Origin of the sequence: Pedobacter sp. ok626, assembly GCF_900100435.1 — a bacterium.
Lineage (GTDB): Bacteria > Bacteroidota > Bacteroidia > Sphingobacteriales > Sphingobacteriaceae > Pedobacter.
Genome location: NZ_FNEX01000006.1, coordinates 78,201 through 101,123, shown reverse-complemented (window position 1 = coordinate 101,123; position 22,923 = coordinate 78,201). Strand labels below are relative to the sequence as shown.

At 40.4% G+C, this 22,923-nt stretch carries 19 protein-coding genes; 8 read left to right on the top strand and 11 right to left on the bottom strand.

Going from position 1 to position 22,923, the window contains the following annotated elements; translation table 11 throughout:
• Positions 1-10: 10 nt before the first annotated feature.
• The 7 genes from BLS35_RS10375 to BLS35_RS10345 form a co-directional block, all read right to left on the bottom strand.
• Positions 11-3,196: a TonB-dependent receptor gene (locus BLS35_RS10375; RefSeq protein ID WP_254778802.1), complete on the bottom strand. Its 3,186-nt coding sequence runs from the start codon at positions 3,194-3,196 to the stop codon at positions 11-13.
• A 155-nt stretch (positions 3,197-3,351) separates the two neighbouring features.
• Positions 3,352-4,374: a FecR family protein gene (locus BLS35_RS10370; protein ID WP_090780600.1), complete on the bottom strand. Its 1,023-nt coding sequence runs from the start codon at positions 4,372-4,374 to the stop codon at positions 3,352-3,354.
• Positions 4,375-4,428: 54 nt separating this feature from the next.
• Positions 4,429-4,998: an RNA polymerase sigma factor gene (locus BLS35_RS10365; RefSeq protein ID WP_090780597.1), complete on the bottom strand. Its 570-nt coding sequence runs from the start codon at positions 4,996-4,998 to the stop codon at positions 4,429-4,431.
• A gap of 174 nt (positions 4,999-5,172) precedes the next feature.
• Positions 5,173-6,258, bottom strand: coding sequence for a Gfo/Idh/MocA family protein (locus BLS35_RS10360; RefSeq protein ID WP_090780595.1), 1,086 nt, complete (start codon positions 6,256-6,258; stop codon positions 5,173-5,175).
• A gap of 15 nt (positions 6,259-6,273) precedes the next feature.
• Positions 6,274-7,701: a Gfo/Idh/MocA family protein gene (locus BLS35_RS10355; protein WP_090780593.1), complete on the bottom strand. Its 1,428-nt coding sequence runs from the start codon at positions 7,699-7,701 to the stop codon at positions 6,274-6,276.
• An 11-nt stretch (positions 7,702-7,712) separates the two neighbouring features.
• Positions 7,713-11,141, bottom strand: coding sequence for a 3-keto-alpha-glucoside-1,2-lyase-like domain-containing protein (locus tag BLS35_RS10350; RefSeq protein ID WP_090780591.1), 3,429 nt, complete (start codon positions 11,139-11,141; stop codon positions 7,713-7,715).
• A gap of 48 nt (positions 11,142-11,189) precedes the next feature.
• Positions 11,190-12,470, bottom strand: a complete 1,281-nt coding sequence (locus BLS35_RS10345) for a Gfo/Idh/MocA family oxidoreductase (RefSeq protein WP_090780987.1) — start codon at positions 12,468-12,470, stop codon at positions 11,190-11,192.
• Positions 12,471-12,657: 187 nt separating this feature from the next.
• On the opposite strand from BLS35_RS10345, the gene BLS35_RS10340 reads away from it, so the two are divergent.
• The 5 genes from BLS35_RS10340 (at position 12,658) to BLS35_RS10325 (ending at position 15,961) form a co-directional block, all read left to right on the top strand.
• On the top strand, positions 12,658-13,929 hold the full coding sequence (locus tag BLS35_RS10340) for an ROK family transcriptional regulator (protein ID WP_090780589.1): 1,272 nt from the start codon (positions 12,658-12,660) through the stop codon (positions 13,927-13,929).
• Between the two features lie 82 nt (positions 13,930-14,011).
• A complete protein-coding gene (locus tag BLS35_RS10335) occupies positions 14,012-14,938 on the top strand; it encodes a DnaJ C-terminal domain-containing protein (RefSeq protein WP_090780588.1) in 927 nt (308 codons plus the stop codon).
• Positions 14,939-14,949: 11 nt separating this feature from the next.
• Complete coding sequence (locus BLS35_RS10330) at positions 14,950-15,240, top strand: chaperone modulator CbpM (protein WP_090780586.1); 291 nt, start codon at positions 14,950-14,952, stop codon at positions 15,238-15,240.
• A 66-nt stretch (positions 15,241-15,306) separates the two neighbouring features.
• Positions 15,307-15,474, top strand: coding sequence for a hypothetical protein (locus tag BLS35_RS27745; protein WP_165973256.1), 168 nt, complete (start codon positions 15,307-15,309; stop codon positions 15,472-15,474).
• Positions 15,464-15,961 carry a hypothetical protein gene (locus BLS35_RS10325; RefSeq protein WP_090780584.1) on the top strand — a complete coding sequence of 166 codons (498 nt, stop codon included), beginning with the start codon at positions 15,464-15,466 and terminating at the stop codon, positions 15,959-15,961. The genes BLS35_RS27745 and BLS35_RS10325 overlap by 11 nt, the downstream gene beginning before the upstream one ends.
• A gap of 66 nt (positions 15,962-16,027) precedes the next feature.
• Here the strand turns inward: BLS35_RS10325 and BLS35_RS10320 are convergent, their stop codons facing one another.
• The 3 genes from BLS35_RS10320 to BLS35_RS10310 all read right to left on the bottom strand — a co-directional run bounded on the left by BLS35_RS10320 (position 16,028) and on the right by BLS35_RS10310 (position 19,700).
• A complete protein-coding gene (locus BLS35_RS10320) occupies positions 16,028-16,387 on the bottom strand; it encodes a c-type cytochrome (protein ID WP_090780582.1) in 360 nt (119 codons plus the stop codon).
• A 67-nt stretch (positions 16,388-16,454) separates the two neighbouring features.
• Positions 16,455-17,069 (bottom strand): sterol desaturase family protein, encoded by a 615-nt coding sequence (locus BLS35_RS10315; protein ID WP_090780580.1) that lies wholly within the window; start codon positions 17,067-17,069, stop codon positions 16,455-16,457.
• Between the two features lie 93 nt (positions 17,070-17,162).
• Positions 17,163-19,700, bottom strand: coding sequence for a BamA/TamA family outer membrane protein (locus BLS35_RS10310; RefSeq protein WP_090780578.1), 2,538 nt, complete (start codon positions 19,698-19,700; stop codon positions 17,163-17,165).
• Between the two features lie 70 nt (positions 19,701-19,770).
• Between BLS35_RS10310 and BLS35_RS10305 the strand changes: the two genes are divergently transcribed.
• The 3 genes from BLS35_RS10305 to BLS35_RS10295 are packed head-to-tail and all read left to right on the top strand — an operon-like array spanning position 19,771 to position 22,364.
• Entirely contained in the window at positions 19,771-20,706 is a 936-nt protein-coding gene (locus BLS35_RS10305; RefSeq protein ID WP_090780576.1) for a ring-cleaving dioxygenase, read from the top strand.
• 1 nt (position 20,707) lies between these two features.
• Positions 20,708-21,328 carry an alpha/beta hydrolase gene (locus tag BLS35_RS10300; protein ID WP_090780574.1) on the top strand — a complete coding sequence of 207 codons (621 nt, stop codon included), beginning with the start codon at positions 20,708-20,710 and terminating at the stop codon, positions 21,326-21,328.
• A gap of 34 nt (positions 21,329-21,362) precedes the next feature.
• On the top strand, positions 21,363-22,364 hold the full coding sequence (locus BLS35_RS10295) for a 2-hydroxyacid dehydrogenase (RefSeq protein ID WP_090780572.1): 1,002 nt from the start codon (positions 21,363-21,365) through the stop codon (positions 22,362-22,364).
• Here BLS35_RS10295 and BLS35_RS10290 read toward each other — a convergent pair.
• Positions 22,361-22,897, bottom strand: a complete 537-nt coding sequence (locus BLS35_RS10290; protein WP_090780570.1) for an NADPH-dependent FMN reductase — start codon at positions 22,895-22,897, stop codon at positions 22,361-22,363. The genes BLS35_RS10295 and BLS35_RS10290 overlap by 4 nt on opposite strands.
• Positions 22,898-22,923: the final 26 nt, after the last annotated feature.

Sequence of the window (22,923 nt, the reverse complement as noted above, 5' to 3'; positions counted from 1 at the left end):
ATTTAGTATATTAAAATTGAACATTTAGACCTAACGTGTATGTTTTCATAATTCCATAGGTCCATTCGTCGCCCCTACTTTCCGGATCAGTGATTTTTAAGGAAGAGAACGTAACAGGATTTTGGGCATTCACATAAAACCTTATAGAACTAATCCCCATTTGTTTAACAAAGGAATTATTCAAGTCATAACCTAATTGGATGAACTTAACCCTTAAATAAGCTGCATTCTGGAACCAGAAATCAGATGATAACCTGTTGTTCGCTGGAGCAGTTGAAATCCGTGGGAAACGCGCATCAGTGCGCTGTGGTGTCCAGTAGTTCTCTGAATAATAAGTTGTCGGTACTCCACCATTCCCACTCATATCCAAAGGAAATGCAAACTCATTTAACAGAGGCGCATTACTTTTCCCCGTTCCCTGTAATAAAAATTCCAGATTTATTTTTTTGTAAGCGATCCTAAAATTTGCAAAATAATCCAATTGTGGATTTGGGTTCCCAATATTTGTTTGGTCATCAGCATCAATAATACCATTCTTATTTAGATCAAGATATTTAATATCCCCAGGTTTTGCATCTGTAAGTATGGGTACTAATGGGTTCCCACTGCCATCAAAATCACTGCTTTGCAACAATCCATTTGTACGATAACCATAAAAACTACCAATACTTCCACCCTCCTCATTAATTGTAGTCGTAGTTAGATAAGGTCCGCCCTTTAATGATAAAATGGTGTTTTTATTATAGGTAACTCCCGGAGAAAAGGAGAAATCTACATGTTGTCCAAACCGCTCGTTATAATTAAAAGATAACTCAAGGCCTCTATTTTTGACTCTTCCTGCGTTAATAGGCACAACACCTTCAAATCCACCAATTAAAGGCAATTGTGGATTCAGAATAATCCCATCGGTCAGTTTATTATAATAGTCGAAAGTCAGCCCTAATTTATTGTTCTTAAATAGCGATAAATCCATACCAATATCCAGCATGTTCACGCTTTCCCAGGAAACATTGGCATTACCATAAGTCGTCTCCTGGCCAGTGCCGTTATTAATTAAAGTCTGGTATTTGTACAAGCCTATATTTTCATTTCCAAGCTGCCCATAAGAGGCCCTCAATTTCATATTATGAACAAACTTCAGCCCCTTCATAAATCCCTCGTTGTGGACATTCCATCCCACAGCACCTGAGGGGAAAAATCCAAACTTATTTCCAGGCCCAAAACGAGAAGAACCATCAGTACGAACTGTACCTTCGAGCAGATACTTATCCTTATAAGAGTAGTTTAATTTAGCATAGCCGGATACCATAGAATACACATCCCAGTCACCACTATTGGTTTCTTCCTGAGAATAGCCTGCCATGGCAAATAAATAATGGTCTTTAACATTTAAAGTATAATCGATATTACCACCTACATAATAATATGTTGTTCTGGCCATATTTGGATCTCTTTGAGCAGACCAGGATTGCAACAGCTGACCAGTATAATAATCAAAGAAATTGTAAGCATCTCTTATATCCCGTGTGGCATCGCTGTTTAACCTAAAGCTGAACTGGCCTTTAACATTAAAGTTCTTAAACACCTCCCATTTTGGTTGTAAATTGATACTGGTCTGCCCGCTTTCGTAATTTCTAACCCCTCCTTTTTCCGCATAGGCCAATGGATTTACGATATCCACATATCTTCCATAAATGGTAGGTATACCCTCCTTTTCTGGATATTTAGGCAGCACAGTAGGTGGTGTACGATAAATATCCTGCAACAACCTGTTTCCATTTGACCCGCTTGGTCTGTTTGGTTGTGTGGTATTTCTTTTTATGGCAAGCATATCCAGGTTTACCAGGAAATTCTTGCTCAATGAAGTAGAGGTATTCGCCCTGATGGTGATGCGATTGGCATCGTTGACAGGCAACATCCCCTTTTGATAAAGATAATTACCTGTAAGGGCAAACCTGCTGGTATTGTTACCACCACTCACGGAAACAGAATGACTCGTAATTTCGGCCGACCTGTCAATGATCAGATCTGGCCAATTTGTATTTGGATATTTAACCGGATCAACATTATCGATGGTATTCTGAATATCTTGCTCCGAATAGAACAAGGGTTTACCAGCATTTAACTGCCCCTCATTATACATCTTCATATACGTAGGTGCATCAACTGTATTTGGCATGTAAGAAGGGGAAGCTAGTCCAAAATAGCTATCGTAAGCTACTTTAGCCTTACCTGGCACGCCTCGTTTAGTCGTCACCAGAATAACACCATTCGCCGCTCTTGCGCCATAAATAGCCGCTGCCGCAGCATCCTTCAGCACGGTCACGCTTTCTACCGTAACGGGATCAATATAGTTCATATCCATAGGAATCCCATCAACCAAAACCAACGGATTAGAGTTACCCAATGTACTGATCCCCCTTATTTTTATCGTTGCTGCATCTCCCCCAGGTAAGCCAGAGTTCTGTGTTACATTAATACCAGTTACCCCACCCTGAAGTGATTGTGATAATGAAGTGATTGGCTTCCCTACAATCTGCGAATTCACATCCAATGAAGCTACAGAACTTGCAATGTGTTTCTTCTGTTGCTCAGATAAACCAACTACAACAATCTCATTCAAGGCAGAAACGTTCTCTTTCAGAGAAACATTTAAACTTTTGTCTGCTCTCAAAACAGTATACTCAAAGCTTAAATAGCTGATCATGGAGAAAACCAACACATCGTTCTTTCTGGCTTTAATGGTAAAATAACCATCTCCATCTGTCGTAGTCCCCGTTGTAGAACCCTTTATCCTGATACTGACCCCTGGTAACACACTAGGTGGTTCATGTGTATCGTATACGCGTCCGCGAAGCGTGAGCAAACTATCTTGCACAAGACCAAGTGCTCTTTCTCTGGATAAGATGAGAATCTGCCTACCCGAAATGGTATAAGTAAGTCCGCTATCTTTCAAAGCCTTATCCAAAATCTCTTTAACTGTCTTGTTGTTCAGTTTCAGGTTTAGCTCTTCGTACTTATTTAATTTAATAAAATCGTCTTTATAAAGGATCTGATAATCACTTTGCTTTTGAATTTGCTGAAATAATTCTGGTAAATTACCTCTTACAAGGTCTATGTTCATCTTAAGCTGAGCAGATGTATTGGCATAAGTGGTCATCATCCCCATCCATAATAAAACCATTGTTACTTTCATAGTTCTTATTATTTTAGTTTTGAGCCTTAAATAGAATGCATGAGGTTCACATACATGAAGTTTTTTCATATTTTTGTTAATGAGTTAAATAATAGCTTGAATTGGTTATTGTTGGAAGGAGGTGTTCGAGCATCTCCTTTTTTTTATTCAATAAGTTAGCGTGTTCTCAGTTCCAACCTCCTTTCTACACCATTGTAAACGTATGGTGTTCCTGCGCATAAAATATCTAATACGGCATCAGCGCTACGCTGAAAATCCAGTCGCCCTGAAAATTTCTCATTAGAAAGATCTAGGTGCTGTGTGCTGATTTCTATGTTATAATACTTAGCAACCCGCTGTATAATTAGGTCTAAAGACTCACTTTGGACATCCACAAAACCTTCCTTCCAGGACTGGAATTCGGCTGTTTTTACCTCAGATATCAAAAGTTTATTCTCTTTAAGATTGAAGTTGATCCGCTGCCCCGGTACAAGCTGACGCTCTATTTTATTGAGCCAGGTACCTGTTGAAAAAGCAATGCTCCCTTCAACCAAAACAGCATAATTATTATCACTATCAGCGTTAGAGCTCACAAAAAATTCTGTACCCAACACTTTTATATCCATTTTATTGGCGCGTACATGAAATGGATGCTGTTTATCATGGGTCACATCAAAATAAGCTTCCCCCTCCAAATAAACTTCCCGTACATCCCCGGAGAATGTAAGCGGATAAATTAACCTTGACCCAGAATTTAACCAGACTTGGGTACCATCAGGAAGCTTGATAACAGAACGCTTTCCATTACCTACAACCAATGTATTGAAATCCTTGGTAGTGATGATGTCCTCTATCACATCTGAAGAAGCTGCCGATGGAGCAGTATCTGACTTTAAGGCTCGATAATTATCAGTACTATTAGATTTTCCCACATGCGCTGCAGCAAAATTCAGTAGTTTATGAGTAGGTGTATTTTGCTGATATTGCCAAATCCCAATCCCTGAAACCAACAACAACATTGCAGCAATCTGCATGTACAGCTTCCAGTTATATGATTTAGGTTTATGGATGGATTGGCGATCAATCCTCTCCCATAAGTCGGCCTGCGCCGATGAGGACAACTTCTCATTCCCAACTCCCTTTAAAACCTTCTTTATCTCGCCAGCAAATTCGCGATCGTTATTGTTCTTTGAATCCATTCGTACTTTACCTAGTACTTAACAGAGTGAAGAACTTACAATATATAGACTCCGTTACGCTAATATTTTATAAGCATAGTTGGCTACCATTTTTTCCCTCAATTGTTTCACTCCACGATAGACAAGCGTGCGGCAGGTTGCCAAGGAAACATCCATGATTTCAGCAATCTCTTCATACTCGAGTTCCGAATTGTAACGTAAATACAGAGCTTCCTTTTGCCTGTCTGGCAACAAGGCTAACTGCTTGTTCAATTTTAGCAAAAGCTCTGCTTCGTATTCATCATTTGTAATCTGATCTTCGATACTAGGCGACAATAAAAAAGGGAGTTCAAAACTATGGTTTACAGCTGCTGCATTCTTTTTTAACACGAGGCAGATCTTACGCTTTAAGGAGGTGAATAAATAAGATTTTACATTTACTTCAGAGGCCAATGTCTTTCTGTACTTGTAAAGATCTACAAATAGATCTTGAATGCCATCTTTAACCAGATCAGTGTCATCGGTAAACCTTAATCCAAAGGCATACAATACATCAACAAACTGCTTATACAGCAAATTCAAGGCATTATCATCTCCATTAATGAATGAAGTCCATAAATCTCTATCTGTGTTTTTTAATTTCATTCATCCAGTCTTTGTAAACCAGCCGCTACTACTAAATAACGAATTTCGATGCTACAAACCTAATCTAAGCATATAATATTATACCACAACTCATTGTTATGAATATATTAAATCTTCAAATAAAATCCCCGGCTTTAATGTAAAACCGGGGATTTTATTTCATCTTTTTAGCCATCAATAAAGCCGGACAATCTGCCCGGTTTTAACAGATTCATCGCAGGCAAAAGCAATTCTTAAACTATTTATGGCATCATCAGTAGGATTCGTCAAATCAAGATCCTCCAAAATGGCCTTTAAAAAATAACGTTGTTCACGATTACAAAGTTCCTGATGATCTGGTTCATCCTTAAGATCAATCCAGGTATCTGGCTTTGAGAATTTATCATTTCCATCCAGATCAGCATAGTGTACCTTGATCGACTCGGTCTTAGTATGCGCATCCACCTCATCAGATTTACCTGCTGCTCCAGCTGATTTGGCAACAATAGATACAGAACCTTTTGGTCCGATCACATCTTTCACAAAGAAAGCCGTTTCACTCATCATCGGTCCCCAACCTGCTTCATACCAGCCCACAGAACCATCCTCAAAGCGAATTTGAAGCTGTCCATAGTTATAATTATCCTCAGGTACATCATCGCTCAATCTAGCCCCAATAGCACTTACCTGCAAAGGTTTAGAACGTGTCATCTGGCACATTACGTCAATATAATGAACCCCACAATCTACTATTGGACTTAGGCTTTTCAACAGGTTGCGGTGCACCGTCCATTTGGCACCCTGACTCTGCTGATTCAGGTTCATGCGCATCACCAATGGTCTACCCATAGCTGATGATAATTCGATAAAACGTTCCCAGGATGGGTGATAACGTAAAATATAACCGACAAGTAGTTTCTTGCCATACCGCTTAGCAGCATCTGCAACACGCTCTGCACCTTCCAAAGAATCAGCCAATGGCTTTTCTATAAACACATGTGCCCCATTCTCGATTGCTTTGATGGCAAATGCCTCATGTGTATCCGGATAAGTCGAAATGCATACCGCATCAGGTTTCGTCTGTTCCAGGGCTTCGTAATAATCATTAAACAAGGTGTAAGCGCCGCCCAGCTTTTCATTCAGCACCACCTTACTGTTACCGGTGGATACAAGGCCACATATTTCAAAACCATCCAGGGTATGGTATGCTGTAGCATGAGAAGCCCCCATATTACCGCAGCCTACCACCAATACCCTCAGATTTTTTGTTTCTAACGACATGCTTTCTGATTAAAATTATACGCCTAAACTCCAACCTTGACGGTATTCGCGTTTCACAAACTGATTCACATCATCAAAATTTGTAACCCTTAGATTTTCTTTATCCCAAAGCAATTTGATATCTCTTCCTGGATAAGTAAAGCCTTTACCATTCTCTTTTGGTTTCTGTACATCTGTACCACGAATGGCCAGATTAGCAATCAAAAGCGTCTCGGTCAATGGACCTGCAGTTTCAAATGGCGAGCTTAGTTTGATTTTTCCATATCCAGCAATTGCAGCTTCTGCCCATTGCCAGTAATGACCATCTACCCCACCTGGCACACGCTCCACACGTTTTTTAGTACGATCTTCCGCATTTTTAGTCAGCGGCAATAAACGAGGATTAGCCCCATAGGTATCACACATCATTTTACCTTTAGTACCTTCAAAAAGTACACCGTTAGCACCAAAAGGTTCATTAGGCAACAACTCTTCCGGACGCGCAGGTTTAATACCGCCATCCATCCAGTGAATCTGCAAGTTACCTTTGGTCTTTTTAGTTTTCTCGAAGGTCATGATCACATGGCTCGAGGGTGGACAACTATCAGGGAAGTATCCCCTTTTAAATTCATCCACATAAATACTACCTACGCTACATTGTACATCAATTGGTGTATCCAGCCCTAATACTCTGAAAGGTGGTTCAACCAAATGACAGCCCATATCTCCTATTGCACCGGTGCCATAATCCCACCAGCCTCTCCAATTAAAAGGAACCAGTTTCTCGATATAAGGCTTGTAAGGTGCACTACCCAACCACAAATCCCAATCCAGCTCTTTAGGAATTTCGCCATTTGTTGATGGCCATAAGATTCCCTGAGGCCAGGATGGACGGTCTGTCCAGCAATACACGTTCTCAACCTTACCAATTACACCAGCATCTATCCAATCCTGGAGTTGACGTACGCCATCTCCAGAGGAACCCTGGTTACCCATTTGGGTAACCACCTGATACCTGTTGGCAGCTTCAGTAAGCTTACGCGCCTCGTAAATATCATGGGTTAATGGTTTTTCTACATATACATGTTTGCCCAGCTGCATCGCAGCCATTGTAATCATGGCATGGTTATGATCCGGCGTAGAAACCACTACTGCATCGAAGTTTTTAGCTTCCTTATCAAACATTTCCCGGTAATCTCTGTAATATTTTGCTTTTGGAAAGCTTTTTACCGAATTGGCCGCTCTACGATCATCCACATCACATAAAAATGTGATTTCAGATTTACCACCTTTGTAGATATTGGCAATATTACTTTGTCCTTTTCCACCTGCACCTACAGCAGCAACCATCAGGCGGTCACTTGGTGCTAAAAAGCCCCTTCCGCCCAATACATGGCGGGGTACGATCATAAATCCTGCGGCCGCCAGCGCAGTATTTTTAATAAAATCTCTTCTCGAACTCATAAAATACGCTACTATTTACTTTTACTCAAATCCTTAATTCTGATATTTTTAAACTGAACCGGAGAACCATGACCAAGGAAGCCAATATGGCCACTCTCACGTAATAATCCCGGATGTGGTTTGCCATCAGCAGCACCATTCTTTCTAGCATCTGTAATGTCGGCATCAAGAATCTCAGTACCATTTAAGATCACTTTAATTTTAGGACCTTTAACAATCACTTCTTGATAATTCCATTCGCCAACAGGCTTTAAATATCCTCTTTTTGCTGGGATAGTACCATAAACTGAACCATGGTACTGATACACATGAAGCTTACTATAAATTGGAGCCTCATTATCCAAAATTTGCAATTCCATCCCCTGATAAGCAGCATCGCCAGTTAAAGGCGCTCTGATCCCTAAACCATTGTTTGCACCCGGAGTTAACTGAAATTCAAAACGGAATACGAAATCGCTATACTCATCTTTTGTAAACAAGTTACCACCAGAACCTTTTCCCGGTTTCGGACGAATGGCGATATTGCCATCTTCAATGATATAATCAGTAGTGTTTCCTGTCCAGTTGTGCATATTGGTACCATCAAACAATACCTTATAGCCTTCTTTCTTTTCCTTAGCACTTAACTCAAACGGTTTTACACGAGGGATTTCTCTAATGTACAAGTCGCGGTAAACCACTGGTGATCCATGCGCTTGTAACTCAATCTGCTCTTCAGCAAAGATTGGCAAAGTCCTATCCCAAAAGTTTTCAAGGATGACATTGTCTGTTACCAATACACCATTTAAATAAACAGTAACACGGTCGCCCTTCATCAAAATGCGGAAGGTATTCCATTCATCTAATTTATTATCGGCAACTGTAAGTGGTTTACTTGGATTCGTTTTGTTGTTATACAAACCACCAGAGCCTACCTGAGCCCCCACTTTTACGCGTGCATTGTCCCATATCTGTACTTGTGGTGTACCACGCAAATAGATTCCCGCATCACCTTCACCTTTTTTATCATCAATGATTTTCCAATCTACCAACATTTCAAAATCACCATATTTTTTTACGGTAGCCAGGTTGTTCCCATGGCTCATAAACTGAAGCTCACCGTTTATGGGCTTCCAGCTATCAAGGGCTTCAGCGTCTGCTTTTTCCTGAGCAGCAGCCAAAGCTTTGGCATCCATCTTAGCTCTTTTTAAGGGATCGCCAACCAAGCCCTTCCAACCTGTAAGGTCAACACCATTAAACATAGAAACGAAACCATCGCCCTGAGGCATTTCAGCAAGATATTTGCGCATGGCTTCTTGTTGATATTCACTATCCGCACCTTTAATTACGCTGATGGTTTTATTCAACAAGCTTTTTACCAAATTACCGTTGTATGATTTATCTGCCAAAGCAATGTTCATGACCGCCATAGCTGCAGCTTGCTGCGTTGCCGCTTGATCAAGATATCTACCAGCAAACAATAAAGAGTTTAAGCATTTTGCTTGCTCCAGGTCTTTAAGAATCTGTGATTGCTGAGCAGGCTTTTTAGATACAGCCATAGCCTCACGCAGTAACAACAACCTTTGTTCGGCCGGATATTTGGCCGCTCTTACTGAGCGTAAATACCCATCAACAGCCTGGTCCACATAGGCAGCATTAGCTGGCTGACGAGCAATTTTAATCAATTCACCTATCGCATCGGCATCTGTCCAGGATGATAGAGCAGCCACAGTTGCTTTTTTAGTAGCGGCATCACCTGCATTAAATGCGTCAGAAACAGCTTTTAATGATTTGCTACCGCCTAAACTAGCCAGCATTTTATAAAAAAGTACTTTTTTATCTTCCGAAACACCAGTCATTTGCTGCAATACCACATCTACCTGCTGCTCCTTATCATTTCCGCCTTTCATTCCGGCAATAATTGCGTCCTGCACTTTTGTTAAGTCAGACGGGTCTGATGTATCTTTTAGTAAAGTAAACAATTGAGGAAGGTTTTCACTGGTTACAGTCTGTTTAAGCGCAGAAAACGCTGCTTTTTTAACCTCTGGATTTTTATTTTTAAGTTGGCTGTATATTGTATTTAATTGCGAATTTGCAGCTCTTGAAGCCAGTATATTAATTAAAGCAACCTGAACTTCTGGTTTTGCTTTAGGGACAAAAGCAGCAACTTTAGCTGTAATTCCCTCGCCTTTCATTCTTAAAATCGTATTGGAAACGGCTTCAATGTCTGTAGAATCTCCTTTGGCTGCTACTTTAAGCAAAGCATCCAAGGCAGCCTCTTCTCCAAGTTTACCAACAGCGGCTATGGCGGCCGATCTTACTTTCTGATCTTTATTTTTAAATAATTTGGAAACAGCAGGAAGAACAGACTTTACTTTACTATCACTAAGCATATTCACAATAGCTACTTGCGTTGCAGGATCAGCTTTTGAAAGCTGTTTACCCCAAAGGTTAGCCGTTACAGGTGTAATATTTGGCAAGGCTAATTTCAATGCAGCAGCACGATATTCAAATTGCTTGTCATCCATTGCGGCTAGTAGATACTCATCACTTTGCGCTTTACTAAAATCAGAAACCAATTTAAGAGCCGAAATACGGATGTGTACCTGATTATCTGCGGTTGCTTTGTCAAGTATTTTCTTAGCTATTTTATTCGCTTCAACCTTATCGCCATTTTGCATTAACCTTTCAGCATACACCAAATAAGCAGCAACAGCGTTGGTATTGTCGTACTTAAATTCTGCTTTTTCGGCAGCAGCAGCCAAAACAAGTTCAGAAGAAGGATCAGCAATGTTCGCCAATGCATATAATGACATTTTAGCCAGGCTATTATCTCCTGTGGTTAATCCAGCGATTGCTTTTGCAGCTTCTTTGCTGCGGCTATCGCCTAAAGCTTCAACTACAGAAAGCTTTGCAGCTCCATTCGCTTTAGCCAATCCACTTAATAAAGCTGCTTTCGAAGCGCTAGAGTTAATTTTAACCAATGCTCTGGCAGCTGGATCTGCTAGCTGTGCATCCGTTAAATAACTGCTTAAACTTGCTACGGCATCATCTTTACCAACCAATTCAAGCTGACTGATGATGAATGACTTATTCTGTTTATCAGATAATTTAGCCAAAGCTTTAGCATAAGCGTTTACACTCATTTTTCTCCAGTTTTCCTGGCCAGGTTGAGTTACATACGCAGAAAATCCGCCGATGGCGTATTCCAACAAAGCATTGTTGCCTTTTCCTGGAGCAGTTAATCCACTAATCAGCGTGATGTAACCATCCTCTCCCAGCTGTGCAATGTCTTGCATGTTTGTCTTTAACTGTTTTGCATCCTTTGCAGGCAATTGCGCCAGCAAATCCGCGATACGCGTAGTTGTTGTACGTTCGTCTTTATTACCCTGTGCCTGCGCAAAAACATTGCTCTGTAATAGCACCACAGCAAGCAGGATAAAACATATCTTTTTTATCATTATAGTATGAGTAAAATGTTTATTAAATTATTTTAAAGGATGAATTGATTAAATGGTAAATGGTGCGCGCATAACTGGATTGATCAACCTGTTTGCACCTTCATCATCCACAAATTCCTGCTTAACCGGATCAAACTTCAAGTTTCTTCCCAAACGCAATGCAGCCAGCCCGATGTTGATGATGTTACAAGAACGGTGTCCATTTTGCTCATTTAAAGCAAATTGTTGTCTTGTTCTTACTGCTTCAGAGAAATCCGTCATTTGAGGTGCAGGATCAGGGAAAGCAGCTAGTTTACGCTCCAAATCAGGAATATCTGATTTAAAACCAGGATATAGTTTTCCTTTTGGTCCTTCTATATAAGGGACATTTGCATCTTTGGCCTCGCCATCTAAAATAATCTGACAACCGTCAGCATATGTATAAGTTATCCTTCTCCAAATCCCTACAGCATCGGTATGTTGCTGAGGGGCGTCGATTTCAACAGAGATCGGATTGGTATCATCTTTACCTAAAAAGTATTGAATCGGATCCAGGTAATGCTGGCCCATATCGCTCAAACCACCACCATCATAATCCCAGTAACCACGGAAAGTCTGGTGTACGCGATGTGTACTATACGGTTTATATGGTGCAGGACCTAACCAGGCATCATAATCCAACTCGGCCGGAACAGGCTCAGGTGGCAAATTATCCTTTCCTACCCAGTAAAACTTCCAGTCATAGCCTGTATGCCTGCTTACCGTTACCTTCAAAGGCCAGCCCAACAAACCACTATCTACTAGTTTTTTAACCGGTTTAACGGTAGTACCTAAGCCGTAAAAGTTGTCCTTAAAGCGGAACCAGGTATTTAGCCTAAAGATTCTACCATTTTGTTTTACTGCTTCCATCACCCTTTTTCCTTCACCTATGGTATGGGTCATTGGTTTTTCACACCAAATATCCTTACCTGCATTAGCCGCATCTACAGCCATGATACCGTGCCAGTGTGGTGGTGTTGCAATGTGTACAATATCTACTTCTGGCAGCTTAATCAATTCCCTGTAGTCGCTAAAGGTTTTAACACCTTTATCCAACATTGGCAACGATTTGGCGATATGTCTTTTATCGACATCGCAAATGGCGACTACTTGAGTTCCATCATAAGGGAAATGGTTCCTGCCCATTCCACCAACACCGATAACGGCTTTGGTTAATTTATCACTTGGCGCAATAAATCCTTGTCCGCCCAAAACATATCGGGGCACAATGGTAAATGCAGCTACTCCTACCGCAGCTTTTTTAATAAAATCTCTTCTTGAGTTTGGTTGTTGTGGTTCTTCCGGTTTCATATGAGCTTGTGTTGTGTTCATCTTTATGCGTTTCCCAACGTTCATTACATCAGACAATTGCATGGTTAATATTAGGTAGAAATTGTCAAAAACACAAAACATCTGTTAATTATTTATATAATAAAAATACTTTTGCAATTTTTTAGTATAAGTTCGCTACATTTAGCAAAACAGAGTAATTAAACCTATGGATCTTCGTCTATTAAATCACCTAACCAAACCAACGCATGATAAGCAGCTGACCCATAAATACCAGCTGGTTAAACATCTTTTCAATTTGGGCCCATGTTCAGTTTCTACGTTATGTCAGACGATGAATATGAGTACCCCCAGTATTTTAAAGCTGATCAGCAATTTAATTGACGAAGACTGGATCGAGAAGAAAGGCTATGGGGTATCTATTGGCGGCAGAAAACCTGATCTGTATAGCTTAAAGGATAAAAAGATTCTGATCATCTGTATTGATATCGCATTGTTTCATACCAAAATAGCCATTATCGACAATAATTATAATTACATTGTCGAGGCCCAAACTATCGCCCTGCCGATCTCAAAAAGCACAGGATCCGATTTCTTCCCTATTTTAAGCAGCCATGTACAGGACATTCTAAAAGATTATAACATTAACATCGACCAGTTAATCGGCTGCAGTGTAGGCATGCCGGGCCTGATTGATTCTGAAATAGGCAAAAGCTACAGTTATTTTCTTAGCGATACAGACGATACCTCTTTAAAAGCCGAATTTGAAAAAATGCTAAAACTCCCTGTTATCATCCAGAATGATGTAAATGGATCCTCTATGGCAGAATTTACACATGGGATGGCAAAAGGTAAGCAAAACGTCCTGATCCTATTGATGGACCTGGGTGTTGGGCTGGGGATTATTATGGATGGTAAATTAAGAAAAGGCGTCTGTGGTTTTTCGGGGGAACTCGGGCACATCCCCTTTGTAGAGAACGGGGCCTTGTGCTATTGTGGCAAACACGGTTGCCTGGAAACCATCGCTTCTGGCAATGCTTTATCAGAAATGGCAAAAGAAGGTATTCTCTCCGGCAAAAACTCTATGTTGAACAAGCTCAGCAAAGAGGAACTGCAAAGAATTGAACCCGCTATTATCATCGATGCAGCAAATAAAGGTGATCAGTATGCCATTCAGCTGCTCTCCAATATCGGCACCCATATGGGAAAAGGAATCGCTATGCTGATCCAGCTCTTCAATCCGGAACTCATCATTTTAAGTGGAAAAATTGCTGAAGCAAAGCAGTATATCACCCTGCCGATGCAACAGGCCATCAATACCTATTGTATGACCCAGATCAGAGAACGGACAACAATTGTCTCTTCCGAGCTTGGTGAAAATTCCAGACTTTTGGGCTATGCCACAACAGGTATTGATCATTTTCTAGACGCCTGCATTAAGAAAATCGGAAAGTCTAAATCAAAACTTCACATCCATTAATGATAATTTGCTTATTATTTGCATAAGCAATCATTTTAAGGTTTTATGTGTTATTAAAGTATAATAGCAAAAGACAACATACATGGCATTTATAGATTACTATAAAATTCTGGGCGTTGATAAGACTGCATCTCCAGAGGAAATTAAAAAAGCCTATAGAAAACTCGCCAGGAAATACCATCCTGATCTAAATCCTAATGATAAAGAGGCGAATAAACTATTCCAACAGATCAATGAAGCGAATGAAGCTTTGAGTGATCCCGAAAAGCGCAAAAAGTATGACGAGTATGGTGAGCATTGGAAAAATGCCGACCAATTTGAGCAGGCTAAGCAATCTCGGGGAAGACAGCAATCTCATCAGGGTGCCGGAAATCCTTTTGGTGGATCCTATTCTGGTGGCTATACCGCCGAAGATTTTGGCGGCAGCGGAGATTTCTCAGATTTTTTCGAATCCATGTTTGGGGGTGCAGCTGGCAGACAAGGCCGTGGTCAGGTAAAATACAAAGGGCATGATTACCAGGCCGAGTTAAAACTCAATCTATTAGATGCCTACAAAACCCAAAAACAAACCATAACAGTAAACGGTAAAAATCTAAGGATCACCATACCAGCCGGTATTGCGGATGGACAAGTGATTAAATTAGCTGGACAAGGTGGTCCAGGTACCAATGGCGGTCCAAATGGTGATCTGTATATCACGCTTAGTATTGCAGAACACCCGGTTTTCAAAAGACTAAACGATGACATCTATATCAATAAGGAAATTGACCTGTATACAGCTGTTTTAGGTGGAGAGGTAATGGTTGAAACGTTTGATGGTAAAGTAAAACTAAAAGTTACTGCGGGTACCCAAAACGGCACAAAAGTAAGGCTAAAAAACAAGGGCTTTCCCGTTTACAAAAAGGAAGGCAATTTTGGCAACCTGTTTGTCACTTACATCGTAAAAATACCTGTAGCGCTTACTGAAAGACAAAAAGAGTTATTTGAGGAATTACAAAACCTTGCTTAAAATCTGGAACCATGGAAAAAGAACTAATCGCAATAACCGAATACTGTATTAAATACGATATCGAGCCTTCTTTTATCAGTTCTCTCGAAGAATCGGGTATCATCATCCTGACCAATGTTGGGGAGGAAAAATTCATCAGTACCAATCAGCTAACCGAAATTGACAGATATATCCACTTCCACTATGATCTCCTGATCAATATAGAAGGGATTGATGCCATCAGGCACTTACTTGAAAAAGTTAGTCAGATGCAGCATGAAATCCTTCAGCTAAAAAAACAATTACAGCTGCATCAACCCTAAATGCTTTTTTAAACGATTAAAAAAAAAGAAACGTAAAAGTATTATAAAATTATATATTTTAGTAATATGGAAGAAACACTTATAGTGAACATTTCTGCCCAAATATTTTGCGATTCTTATTACTATGGAAAAACAATTGAAGAGATTTCAATTGAACTAAATCAACCTGAGGCGTCAATCAGAAAATCTTTAAGACAGGCTTTCGCTATAATCAAAACAGGCAGTGGAAATTAAGGAATATATAGAAAGTGGAGTCTTGGAAGCCTATGTATTGGGTTCGGCCTCCGAAAAAGAAATCAATGAATTGCTGACCTTAAAGGATAGACACCCACAAATACAGGCTGCTTTAACACAACTAGAAGAGGACCTGGAGCGGATTGCCCTACATGGCGCGATTACTACACCAGCGGAAACCTGGAGCAAAATCGAAACTGAGCTCAATGAAATCACCAGAAGACAGAATTTTACTGGTTTAAAAATAACTAAAGCGCCTTCAATTAACGGCCATGCTAAAAATGGAAATACCGGAGAGTTTGTTGAAGTACAAGGCCCATCCAGCCACATGCGGGTGCATAAATTATGGCGCTGGGTACTTGCAGCCATCTTTGTACTAGGAAAAATATTTTTGGGCTTTGCGATCTACTATTACCTGGAAAACAGGCAGGTGAAACAGGAGATCCAGAAATTAAAGCAGGAGCTGAAAAACAGCCAAAAAAGATAATAAGAAAGGGGTTATATCATTTGAATGATATAACCCCTTTCTTGCAAATTCAGAATGACGAAGGTGTTATTTCGCTGCTGCATTCAAAGATAGAATGTACTTTACCATCTTCTTTGCATCAGCCTGGCTCACATTTGGATGTCCAGCCATAGGGATTGCACCCCAAACACCACTGCCGCCCTTGATCACTTTCCCAGATAATTGGGTAACGTTGGCATCTGTAGCTTTATATTTTTTAGCAATGTCTGCGTAAGATGGTCCTACTAACTTGGCATCAGCTTTATGACAGGCAAAGCAATCTGATTTTGAAATCAACAATTTACCAGCTTCTACGTCTTTTTTTGGATTGCCAGTCTGACTCTTGGCCAATCCGCTACTCAACAAGCCGATAGCCAGACAGCTTGAGAAAATTAAGGTTCTTTTCATTTCTTGTGTAATAATTAGGGGTTGTGTGTTGAAGCTAAAATTAAAATATTCCCCTAATTAAAGCAATTTATTTTTTCAGAAAATCTGAACCGAAGATTTTATCCCATAAAGCAGAGGTTACTCCATAGCCTTTTGTAGAATCATCATAGTGGTGCAGCATATGGTGATGTTTAATTTTTTTCCATAACCCATTCTTAAATTGGGCGTGGTGTAGCATGTAATGAGTAATATCATAAAAAAGATAACCCAATAAAAAACCACCAAAGAAACCATTTAACATATCAAATGGCAATAACCACCTGAACAGAAAATAAAATGCAGTTGCCAAAGGGATACTTGCCGAAGGTGGCAATACTAATCTCTGTGCGTCATTTGGATAATCATGGTGTACACCATGAAATATGAAATGTATGCGTTTGCCCCAGTTCGACGAAGGATAGAAATGAAAAACCCAACGGTGCATGATATACTCCACAAGCGTCCAAGCGATTAAGCCCATAACGAGATTCAGCAAAAGCGCCAAAACCCCATAAGCTACAACCGCAGTCCAAAGGAAATAACTAATAATTGGTATAAAAACTATTAGTGGTACGTAATAAGGTACTTTTGACAACGCTTCGAACAAGGGGTTTTTGAACATCCTTATCGATTCACGCGAGTTGGATATAAAGTTTTTCTTCATGATTAACGAATCCTGTTATCTGATAAAATGAGGCGCTAAATTACAGCTTTTCTTTCATTCTAAAAATGGCATTTATTAATTATAAGTCATAATTTAATATCGGAACTTCAGGGATACATATGGGTACCAACCTTCGTCAGAATGTCCCATCACAAAGCGAAATACACTAAGTGATGCTGGAGAAAAATAAATACCGCCACCATAGCCCTGGTGCCAAACATCTGATTTTTCGTCTTTTGCCCAAACCCTACCCACATCATGAAAGCCCAGCAATCCAAATTGCCCTGGTAGGATATAGTTTATAAAATCGGCAATTCTAACCCTCATTTCTAAATTATTATAAAGGCTATGCTGTCCGCCAAACCTAAACTCCCTGTATCCCAATAAATTCCCTTGTCCACCTATAAACTGTGATTGATAAAAAGCCTGCTTACCAATGGTGACGCCACCACCAATGCGATCGGTAAGTACTATTTTCCGCCCCTTGCTTAGGTCTTTGTAAATAGAAAAAGCTGCCGTAAGTTGACCAATAGAATTAGAAAAGGTATTTAAACCTTTATATGCAGCCATGCGTGCTTCCAAATAAGTGCCGGCAGAAGGTAAAATATCGTTATTTCGGGTATTGTTGATGTAATTAACAACCAAGCCAGCAAATAGTTTAGCTTTTGTTATTGTTGCACTGTCTGGCGAGTTCAATTCCTGAGTCTGGGTAATAAACCGTCCTTCATTGTCTTCCTTATCATAAGTATAATATTGGAAAGAAGGACCAACACTTAATGATGAATTTACCGATGACCACCTTAGCGCAGGATCCAACTGATAGATACTAAATCTTGCCCTGTAATAACGCACAAAATCACCGCTCTTGTTAAAAGTACTTTCATTCCCCAAGCCATAAAAGTTTTGGGAATTTTCTGGTGCAAAAACATCGGCCTGCACAACCACATCGGCTTTGCCTAAGACCTTAAACAACTCAGCCTTATAATTAAACCTAAAGCCCGCGGTTGCAAAAGAATGTAGAAAAGAAAAGGAATGTATGCTTCCGTAAGGTAGTTTCCTAAAGCCTGGTTGTACAATTTTATAAGAAAGTCCTAACAATAATCGATCATCGATATTGTAGCCAGCATTTAAGAGCAAAGTTCTTCGTGTATACAGATCGGTGGGCACAAAGTGGGTATTCGACGTATCGCTATCCAATTTTTTATATGCCCGGCCTGTATTTCCAGTCAAGGTAACATTGTCCTCCTTGCCATAAACCCGCACCTTTCTATAAGCGTTTTCTATCTGATATGTCTTTTGCCCCTCCGCTCCTATGATTCTCAACTTGATCGCTGAACTGCTGTTATTCAACACCAGGCTATCATTACCATCCTTAACATACAACCTGATTTCTTTGGTCACCGCCGGATCAAATGTTCGGTTAAAAATAATGTCCTTCACCGTAGCGTCTTTTGTTATTTTATGGATCGTAACCTTTAGTGCCTTTCCCGGAGCATCTGTGATTTTAACCAATTCATTTTTATTCGTTGCCTGTACATCCACAATACGGTTTATAAAATGATAGTACTCGCTCATCATTTGAGGCAATGTTGCCCTTCTCTCCTTCATTTGAGCAAGCAGCTGATCGTGCCTTAATGAATACCCAGGTTCCGGTAACTTCTTTAAAGCTCTTTCCATCACCTCATCTGTGACCGAATTACAAAAGTCATTTACAATCCTTGTCCATTCTTCCTCAGTCAATTGAGCAAACCACTTACTATAAATCTCTCTTCCCTCCCAAAAAAACCAATTGATGTCGCGCAAATTTCTATCATAGCCCTGAATCATTGGTAAAAGCCAGGAAACCTGGGCATACCTTGGAATGACGCCTTGAGTTAAATAAAAAACCTGGTCCCGATCACGGGGAATTGCCTGATATTCCGTGATCCCGTCCGCACGCTTTATCGGTTTCCAGCGCCATTGATCCTCATGCCTGTCCCAGTCGCCCAACAAAGCATCCAAAGCCTTTGCCCTTAGTAATAAAGGGCCATCGTAAGTATAGTCGTTGTTGTCATTTAGTTTACGCATCATTTTCCCCGAGTTATCCGTATCCCCCGCAGGCTCTCTTTCTTCCAGCAAACACAAGGTATTGGCAAATACTTTAGCATATTCTCCTAATTTTTCATCGGGTACTACCCAGCCAATCATAGGATCACTATGGGGAACATTTACGGCTTTTGCGATAGCGGGTACCACCAAAGCCGAGAAAGGATTCTGTGCCGACATGTTGTCTTTCACCACTTCGCCAGCAATTGTTTTTCTCAAAATCGGGGGTAAAAGTATCTCCGGAAACTTCTCTACACTCCTCAACACCCATTCTTTTCCTTTCTTATCTACCAATCGTAGCGAATGTGATTGATTTCCGCCACCACGTTGAGTTGGTGTAAGTCCGCCTTTAATCACAGAAACTCGAATAATTGGCACCCTTACCGGCAGCGCGTACTCTTTTCTGTAATTCTCTCCAAACAAAAAACGATGAAATGGACTTGCTTTATCGTATTTCGGATAGATGCTCACAGTAATAGAATCCTGGGCATCAGCCATATAAAAGCCTATAAACAATAAAATGGTGGTGAGGAGCAATTTAGTCATTTCTTAATCTATGGTAAGATTTGTAAAACATTCAAAACGTAATTTTGTGTTGTAATTTAAATAAAGCATCATGAAGAACGAAATTTTAGGAATACATCACATTACAGCAATAGCTGGTAACGCAAAAAAGAACTATGACTTTTATACTGGAATTCTGGGGTTAAGATTGATAAAAAAGACCGTAAACTTTGATGATCCACATACCTACCATTTCTATTATGGAGATGAAAAAGGAACACCTGGAAGCATTTTAACATTTTTCCCATGGGAAGGCATACAAGCTGGCAGAAGAGGTACTAAACAGGTTACCGAAATCGGCTATAGCGTTCCGGCTGGAAGTTTAGACTTTTGGCAAAACCGCTTTGAGCAGCACAACATCATTTACAATAAACCTGCTGTCAAATTCGGCGAACGCTACCTTACTTTTTTAGATCCCGATGGATTGAAATTTGAGTTAACCGAAGCTAAAGTAAAAGATACACGCCCGCAATGGGAAACCGCAGCCGTAAGCAAAGAAAATGCAGTTCATGGTTTTCATCACATTACCATTACCACCAATAAAATGGAGGCTACAGCTGCTGTGTTGACTCAAATATTTGGTTATAAACTAGCCGAAACAGAGGTGAACCGTTCAAGGTTTGTAATTGATACCGTTGAGCAGGCGAATATTGTAGATCTGGTTGAAGCTCCGGGTGAAGCAATTGGCCATGTGGCTGGTGGATCTGTGCACCATGTAGCCTTTAGGGTAAAAGATGAAGCTACGTTGATGTATTTCAGAGACAAAATAGTGGAACAAGGATTAAACATCACCGAAAAAATAGACCGCAATTACTTCTATTCATTGTATTTCCGTGAACCGGGAGGCGTACTTTTCGAGTTGGCTACGGACAATCCAGGCTTCACCATTGATGAGTCCCTGGATGAATTAGGTCACAACCTAAAATTACCTGCACAATACGAAAGTATCCGAGAAGAAATAGAAGGTATTTTACCAAAATTAACTTAACATGTACACACATCAAAAAGATATCATTACTGGCGGCCTCCCTATTGCGGAAGCGAAAAAGGCCGTTATCTTTATTCATGGAAGAGGAGCGTCTGCTGAAGACATCCTCTCCTTAAATGATCATCTGGAAATAGCAGATGCGGCGCTCTTTGCCCCTCAAGCTACAAACCATAGTTGGTATCCATATAGTTTTATCGCGCCTGTTAAAGATAACCAACCTGCATTAGATTCGGCCTTGGCGATCATTAAAGACCTGGTGGCAGACATTGAAAACGCGGGCATTCCACAAGAGCAGATCTATTTTATAGGTTTCTCTCAGGGCGCTTGCTTAACTTTAGAATACATCACTAGAAACGCGGGCAAATATGGCGGTGCAGTTGCTTTTACTGGCGGATTGATTGGCAAGGAGCTCAACATGCAAAATTACACAGGCAACTTTAAACAGACTCCTATATTAATTACCACTGGTGATCCTGATCCGCATGTACCGGTTTCAAGAGTTGAGGTAAGTGAAGGAATCCTGAAAAAGATGAACGCCAATGTGACCGTAAAGATATATCCGGGCAGACTCCATACCATTACAAAAGCAGAAATAGAGTTAGCAAAAAAGTTAGTATTTTAGCAGGGTACCAAGCCGCATAAAATCACTAACATTTATGAAAATAGCATTTTTCTCCACGAAGCCATACGATAAAACCTTTTTCAACAAGTATAATGAAACGTATGGTTTCGAATTGGAGTTCTGGGAAACGCACCTGGGGCCACATATAGTAAATGCAATTAGTGAAGGTACCGAAGTGGTATGCGTATTTGTAAATGATAAACTGACAGAAGAGGTCATTGATATCATGGCGGCCAAAGGTGTTAAAGTGATCGCCCTGCGCTGTGCAGGTTTCAACAATGTGCACCTTGAAACAGCAAAAAAACACGGCATCAGCATCTGCAGAGTTCCAGCGTATTCTCCAGAAGCAGTTGCAGAGCATGCAGTAGCCATGTTGCTAACTTTAAACAGAAAAACCCACAAAGCGTACAACCGTGTACGCGAGCAGAATTTCTCCTTAAATGGCCTTTTAGGTTTCAACCTTCATGGTCGTACGGTGGGTGTCATCGGGACAGGAAAAATAGGCAAAGCTTTTATCAAAATCATGCTCGGTTTTGGTTGTAAGGTAATTGCCTATGATATTTATGAAGATAAAACCCTAAAAGCAGAACGTATCCAATACCTCCCTTTTGAAGAGGTATTGGCACAGTCGGATATCATTTCTCTTCATTGCCCACTTAGTCCGGAAAACCATTACCTGATCGACGAAAGTACAATTGCTAAGATGAAAAAAGGGGTAACGTTGATCAATACCAGTCGAGGGGGATTAATCAATACGCATGATGTGATTCAGGCTTTAAAATCCGGACATATCGCTTATTTGGGAATTGACGTATACGAGCAGGAAGAAAAACTGTTCTTCAAGGATCTCTCTGGATCTATTATTGAAAATGATGAGATTCAGCGTTTGATGAGTTTCCCTAATGTATTGGTAACTGGCCATCAGGCTTTTTTCACAGAAGAGGCCCTGTCACAAATCGCATCGATTACCTTAGATAGCGTAAGTCACTTGATTAAAGGTTCCGTGCCGGAAGATCCATCGGTATTGCTGGCTTAAGGCAATATCCTTACCAAAACCTGAAACGCTTTTACAAAAGCTTCGAGCTGCTGCGCTGTTTTTGTGTCTGTTATGTTCCCGGATGTGTCAATTTTACTTTTAATACCCTGTATCAGCAACAGGGTATTTTCGTTATAGGTTGTTTCCAAAGTACTCATGATGAGCTGAAGCTCCTCATGCCCTTTTATACCACTAGCAGAAGCAGTGATGATACCGAGTGGTTTACCCGAGAAAACAGTGGTAGCTACACACCATTCAATCGCATTTTTCAAACCACTCGGTATACTGAAAATATACTCTGGTGTAGAGATCAATATACCATCGGCTTGTAGAACGGCGGCTCTGAAATCTAAAACTTCCTGGGGCGTATTTTCAAGAGACAATTCTGGATTGAAATGCGGCAGCTCAGCTAAACGATCGAAAATAATGAAGTTAAAATCCTTATCGCTCAATGCTGCAATCTTCTCCACCAACCTCAAATTCGAGGAATTTTTACTCGCACTTCCGATTATTGCAAAAATATTTTTCTTCATTGATTATACATCCTCAAGCTAAAAAC

Bases quoted from the DNA above. Each gene is read 5' to 3' on its own strand.
- BLS35_RS10320 (WP_090780582.1), bottom strand. From the start codon at position 16,387: ATGAAAAGAACCTTAATTTTCTCAAGCTGTCTGGCTATCGGCTTGTTG.
- BLS35_RS10365 (WP_090780597.1), bottom strand. From the start codon at position 4,998: ATGAAATTAAAAAACACAGATAGAGATTTATGGACTTCATTCATTAAT.
- BLS35_RS10340 (WP_090780589.1), top strand. From the start codon at position 12,658: ATGGATCTTCGTCTATTAAATCACCTAACCAAACCAACGCATGATAAG.
- BLS35_RS10330 (WP_090780586.1), top strand. From the start codon at position 14,950: ATGGAAAAAGAACTAATCGCAATAACCGAATACTGTATTAAATACGAT.
- BLS35_RS10375 (WP_254778802.1), bottom strand. From the start codon at position 3,196: ATGAAAGTAACAATGGTTTTATTATGGATGGGGATGATGACCACTTAT.
- BLS35_RS10290 (WP_090780570.1), bottom strand. From the start codon at position 22,897: ATGAAGAAAAATATTTTTGCAATAATCGGAAGTGCGAGTAAAAATTCC.
- BLS35_RS10350 (WP_090780591.1), bottom strand. From the start codon at position 11,141: ATGATAAAAAAGATATGTTTTATCCTGCTTGCTGTGGTGCTATTACAG.
- BLS35_RS27745 (WP_165973256.1), top strand. From the start codon at position 15,307: ATGGAAGAAACACTTATAGTGAACATTTCTGCCCAAATATTTTGCGAT.
- BLS35_RS10305 (WP_090780576.1), top strand. From the start codon at position 19,771: ATGAAGAACGAAATTTTAGGAATACATCACATTACAGCAATAGCTGGT.
- BLS35_RS10310 (WP_090780578.1), bottom strand. From the start codon at position 19,700: ATGACTAAATTGCTCCTCACCACCATTTTATTGTTTATAGGCTTTTAT.
- BLS35_RS10355 (WP_090780593.1), bottom strand. From the start codon at position 7,701: ATGAGTTCGAGAAGAGATTTTATTAAAAATACTGCGCTGGCGGCCGCA.
- BLS35_RS10315 (WP_090780580.1), bottom strand. From the start codon at position 17,069: ATGAAGAAAAACTTTATATCCAACTCGCGTGAATCGATAAGGATGTTC.
- BLS35_RS10295 (WP_090780572.1), top strand. From the start codon at position 21,363: ATGAAAATAGCATTTTTCTCCACGAAGCCATACGATAAAACCTTTTTC.
- BLS35_RS10335 (WP_090780588.1), top strand. From the start codon at position 14,012: ATGGCATTTATAGATTACTATAAAATTCTGGGCGTTGATAAGACTGCA.
- BLS35_RS10300 (WP_090780574.1), top strand. From the start codon at position 20,708: ATGTACACACATCAAAAAGATATCATTACTGGCGGCCTCCCTATTGCG.
- BLS35_RS10360 (WP_090780595.1), bottom strand. From the start codon at position 6,258: ATGTCGTTAGAAACAAAAAATCTGAGGGTATTGGTGGTAGGCTGCGGT.
- BLS35_RS10345 (WP_090780987.1), bottom strand. From the start codon at position 12,470: ATGAAACCGGAAGAACCACAACAACCAAACTCAAGAAGAGATTTTATT.
- BLS35_RS10370 (WP_090780600.1), bottom strand. From the start codon at position 4,374: ATGGATTCAAAGAACAATAACGATCGCGAATTTGCTGGCGAGATAAAG.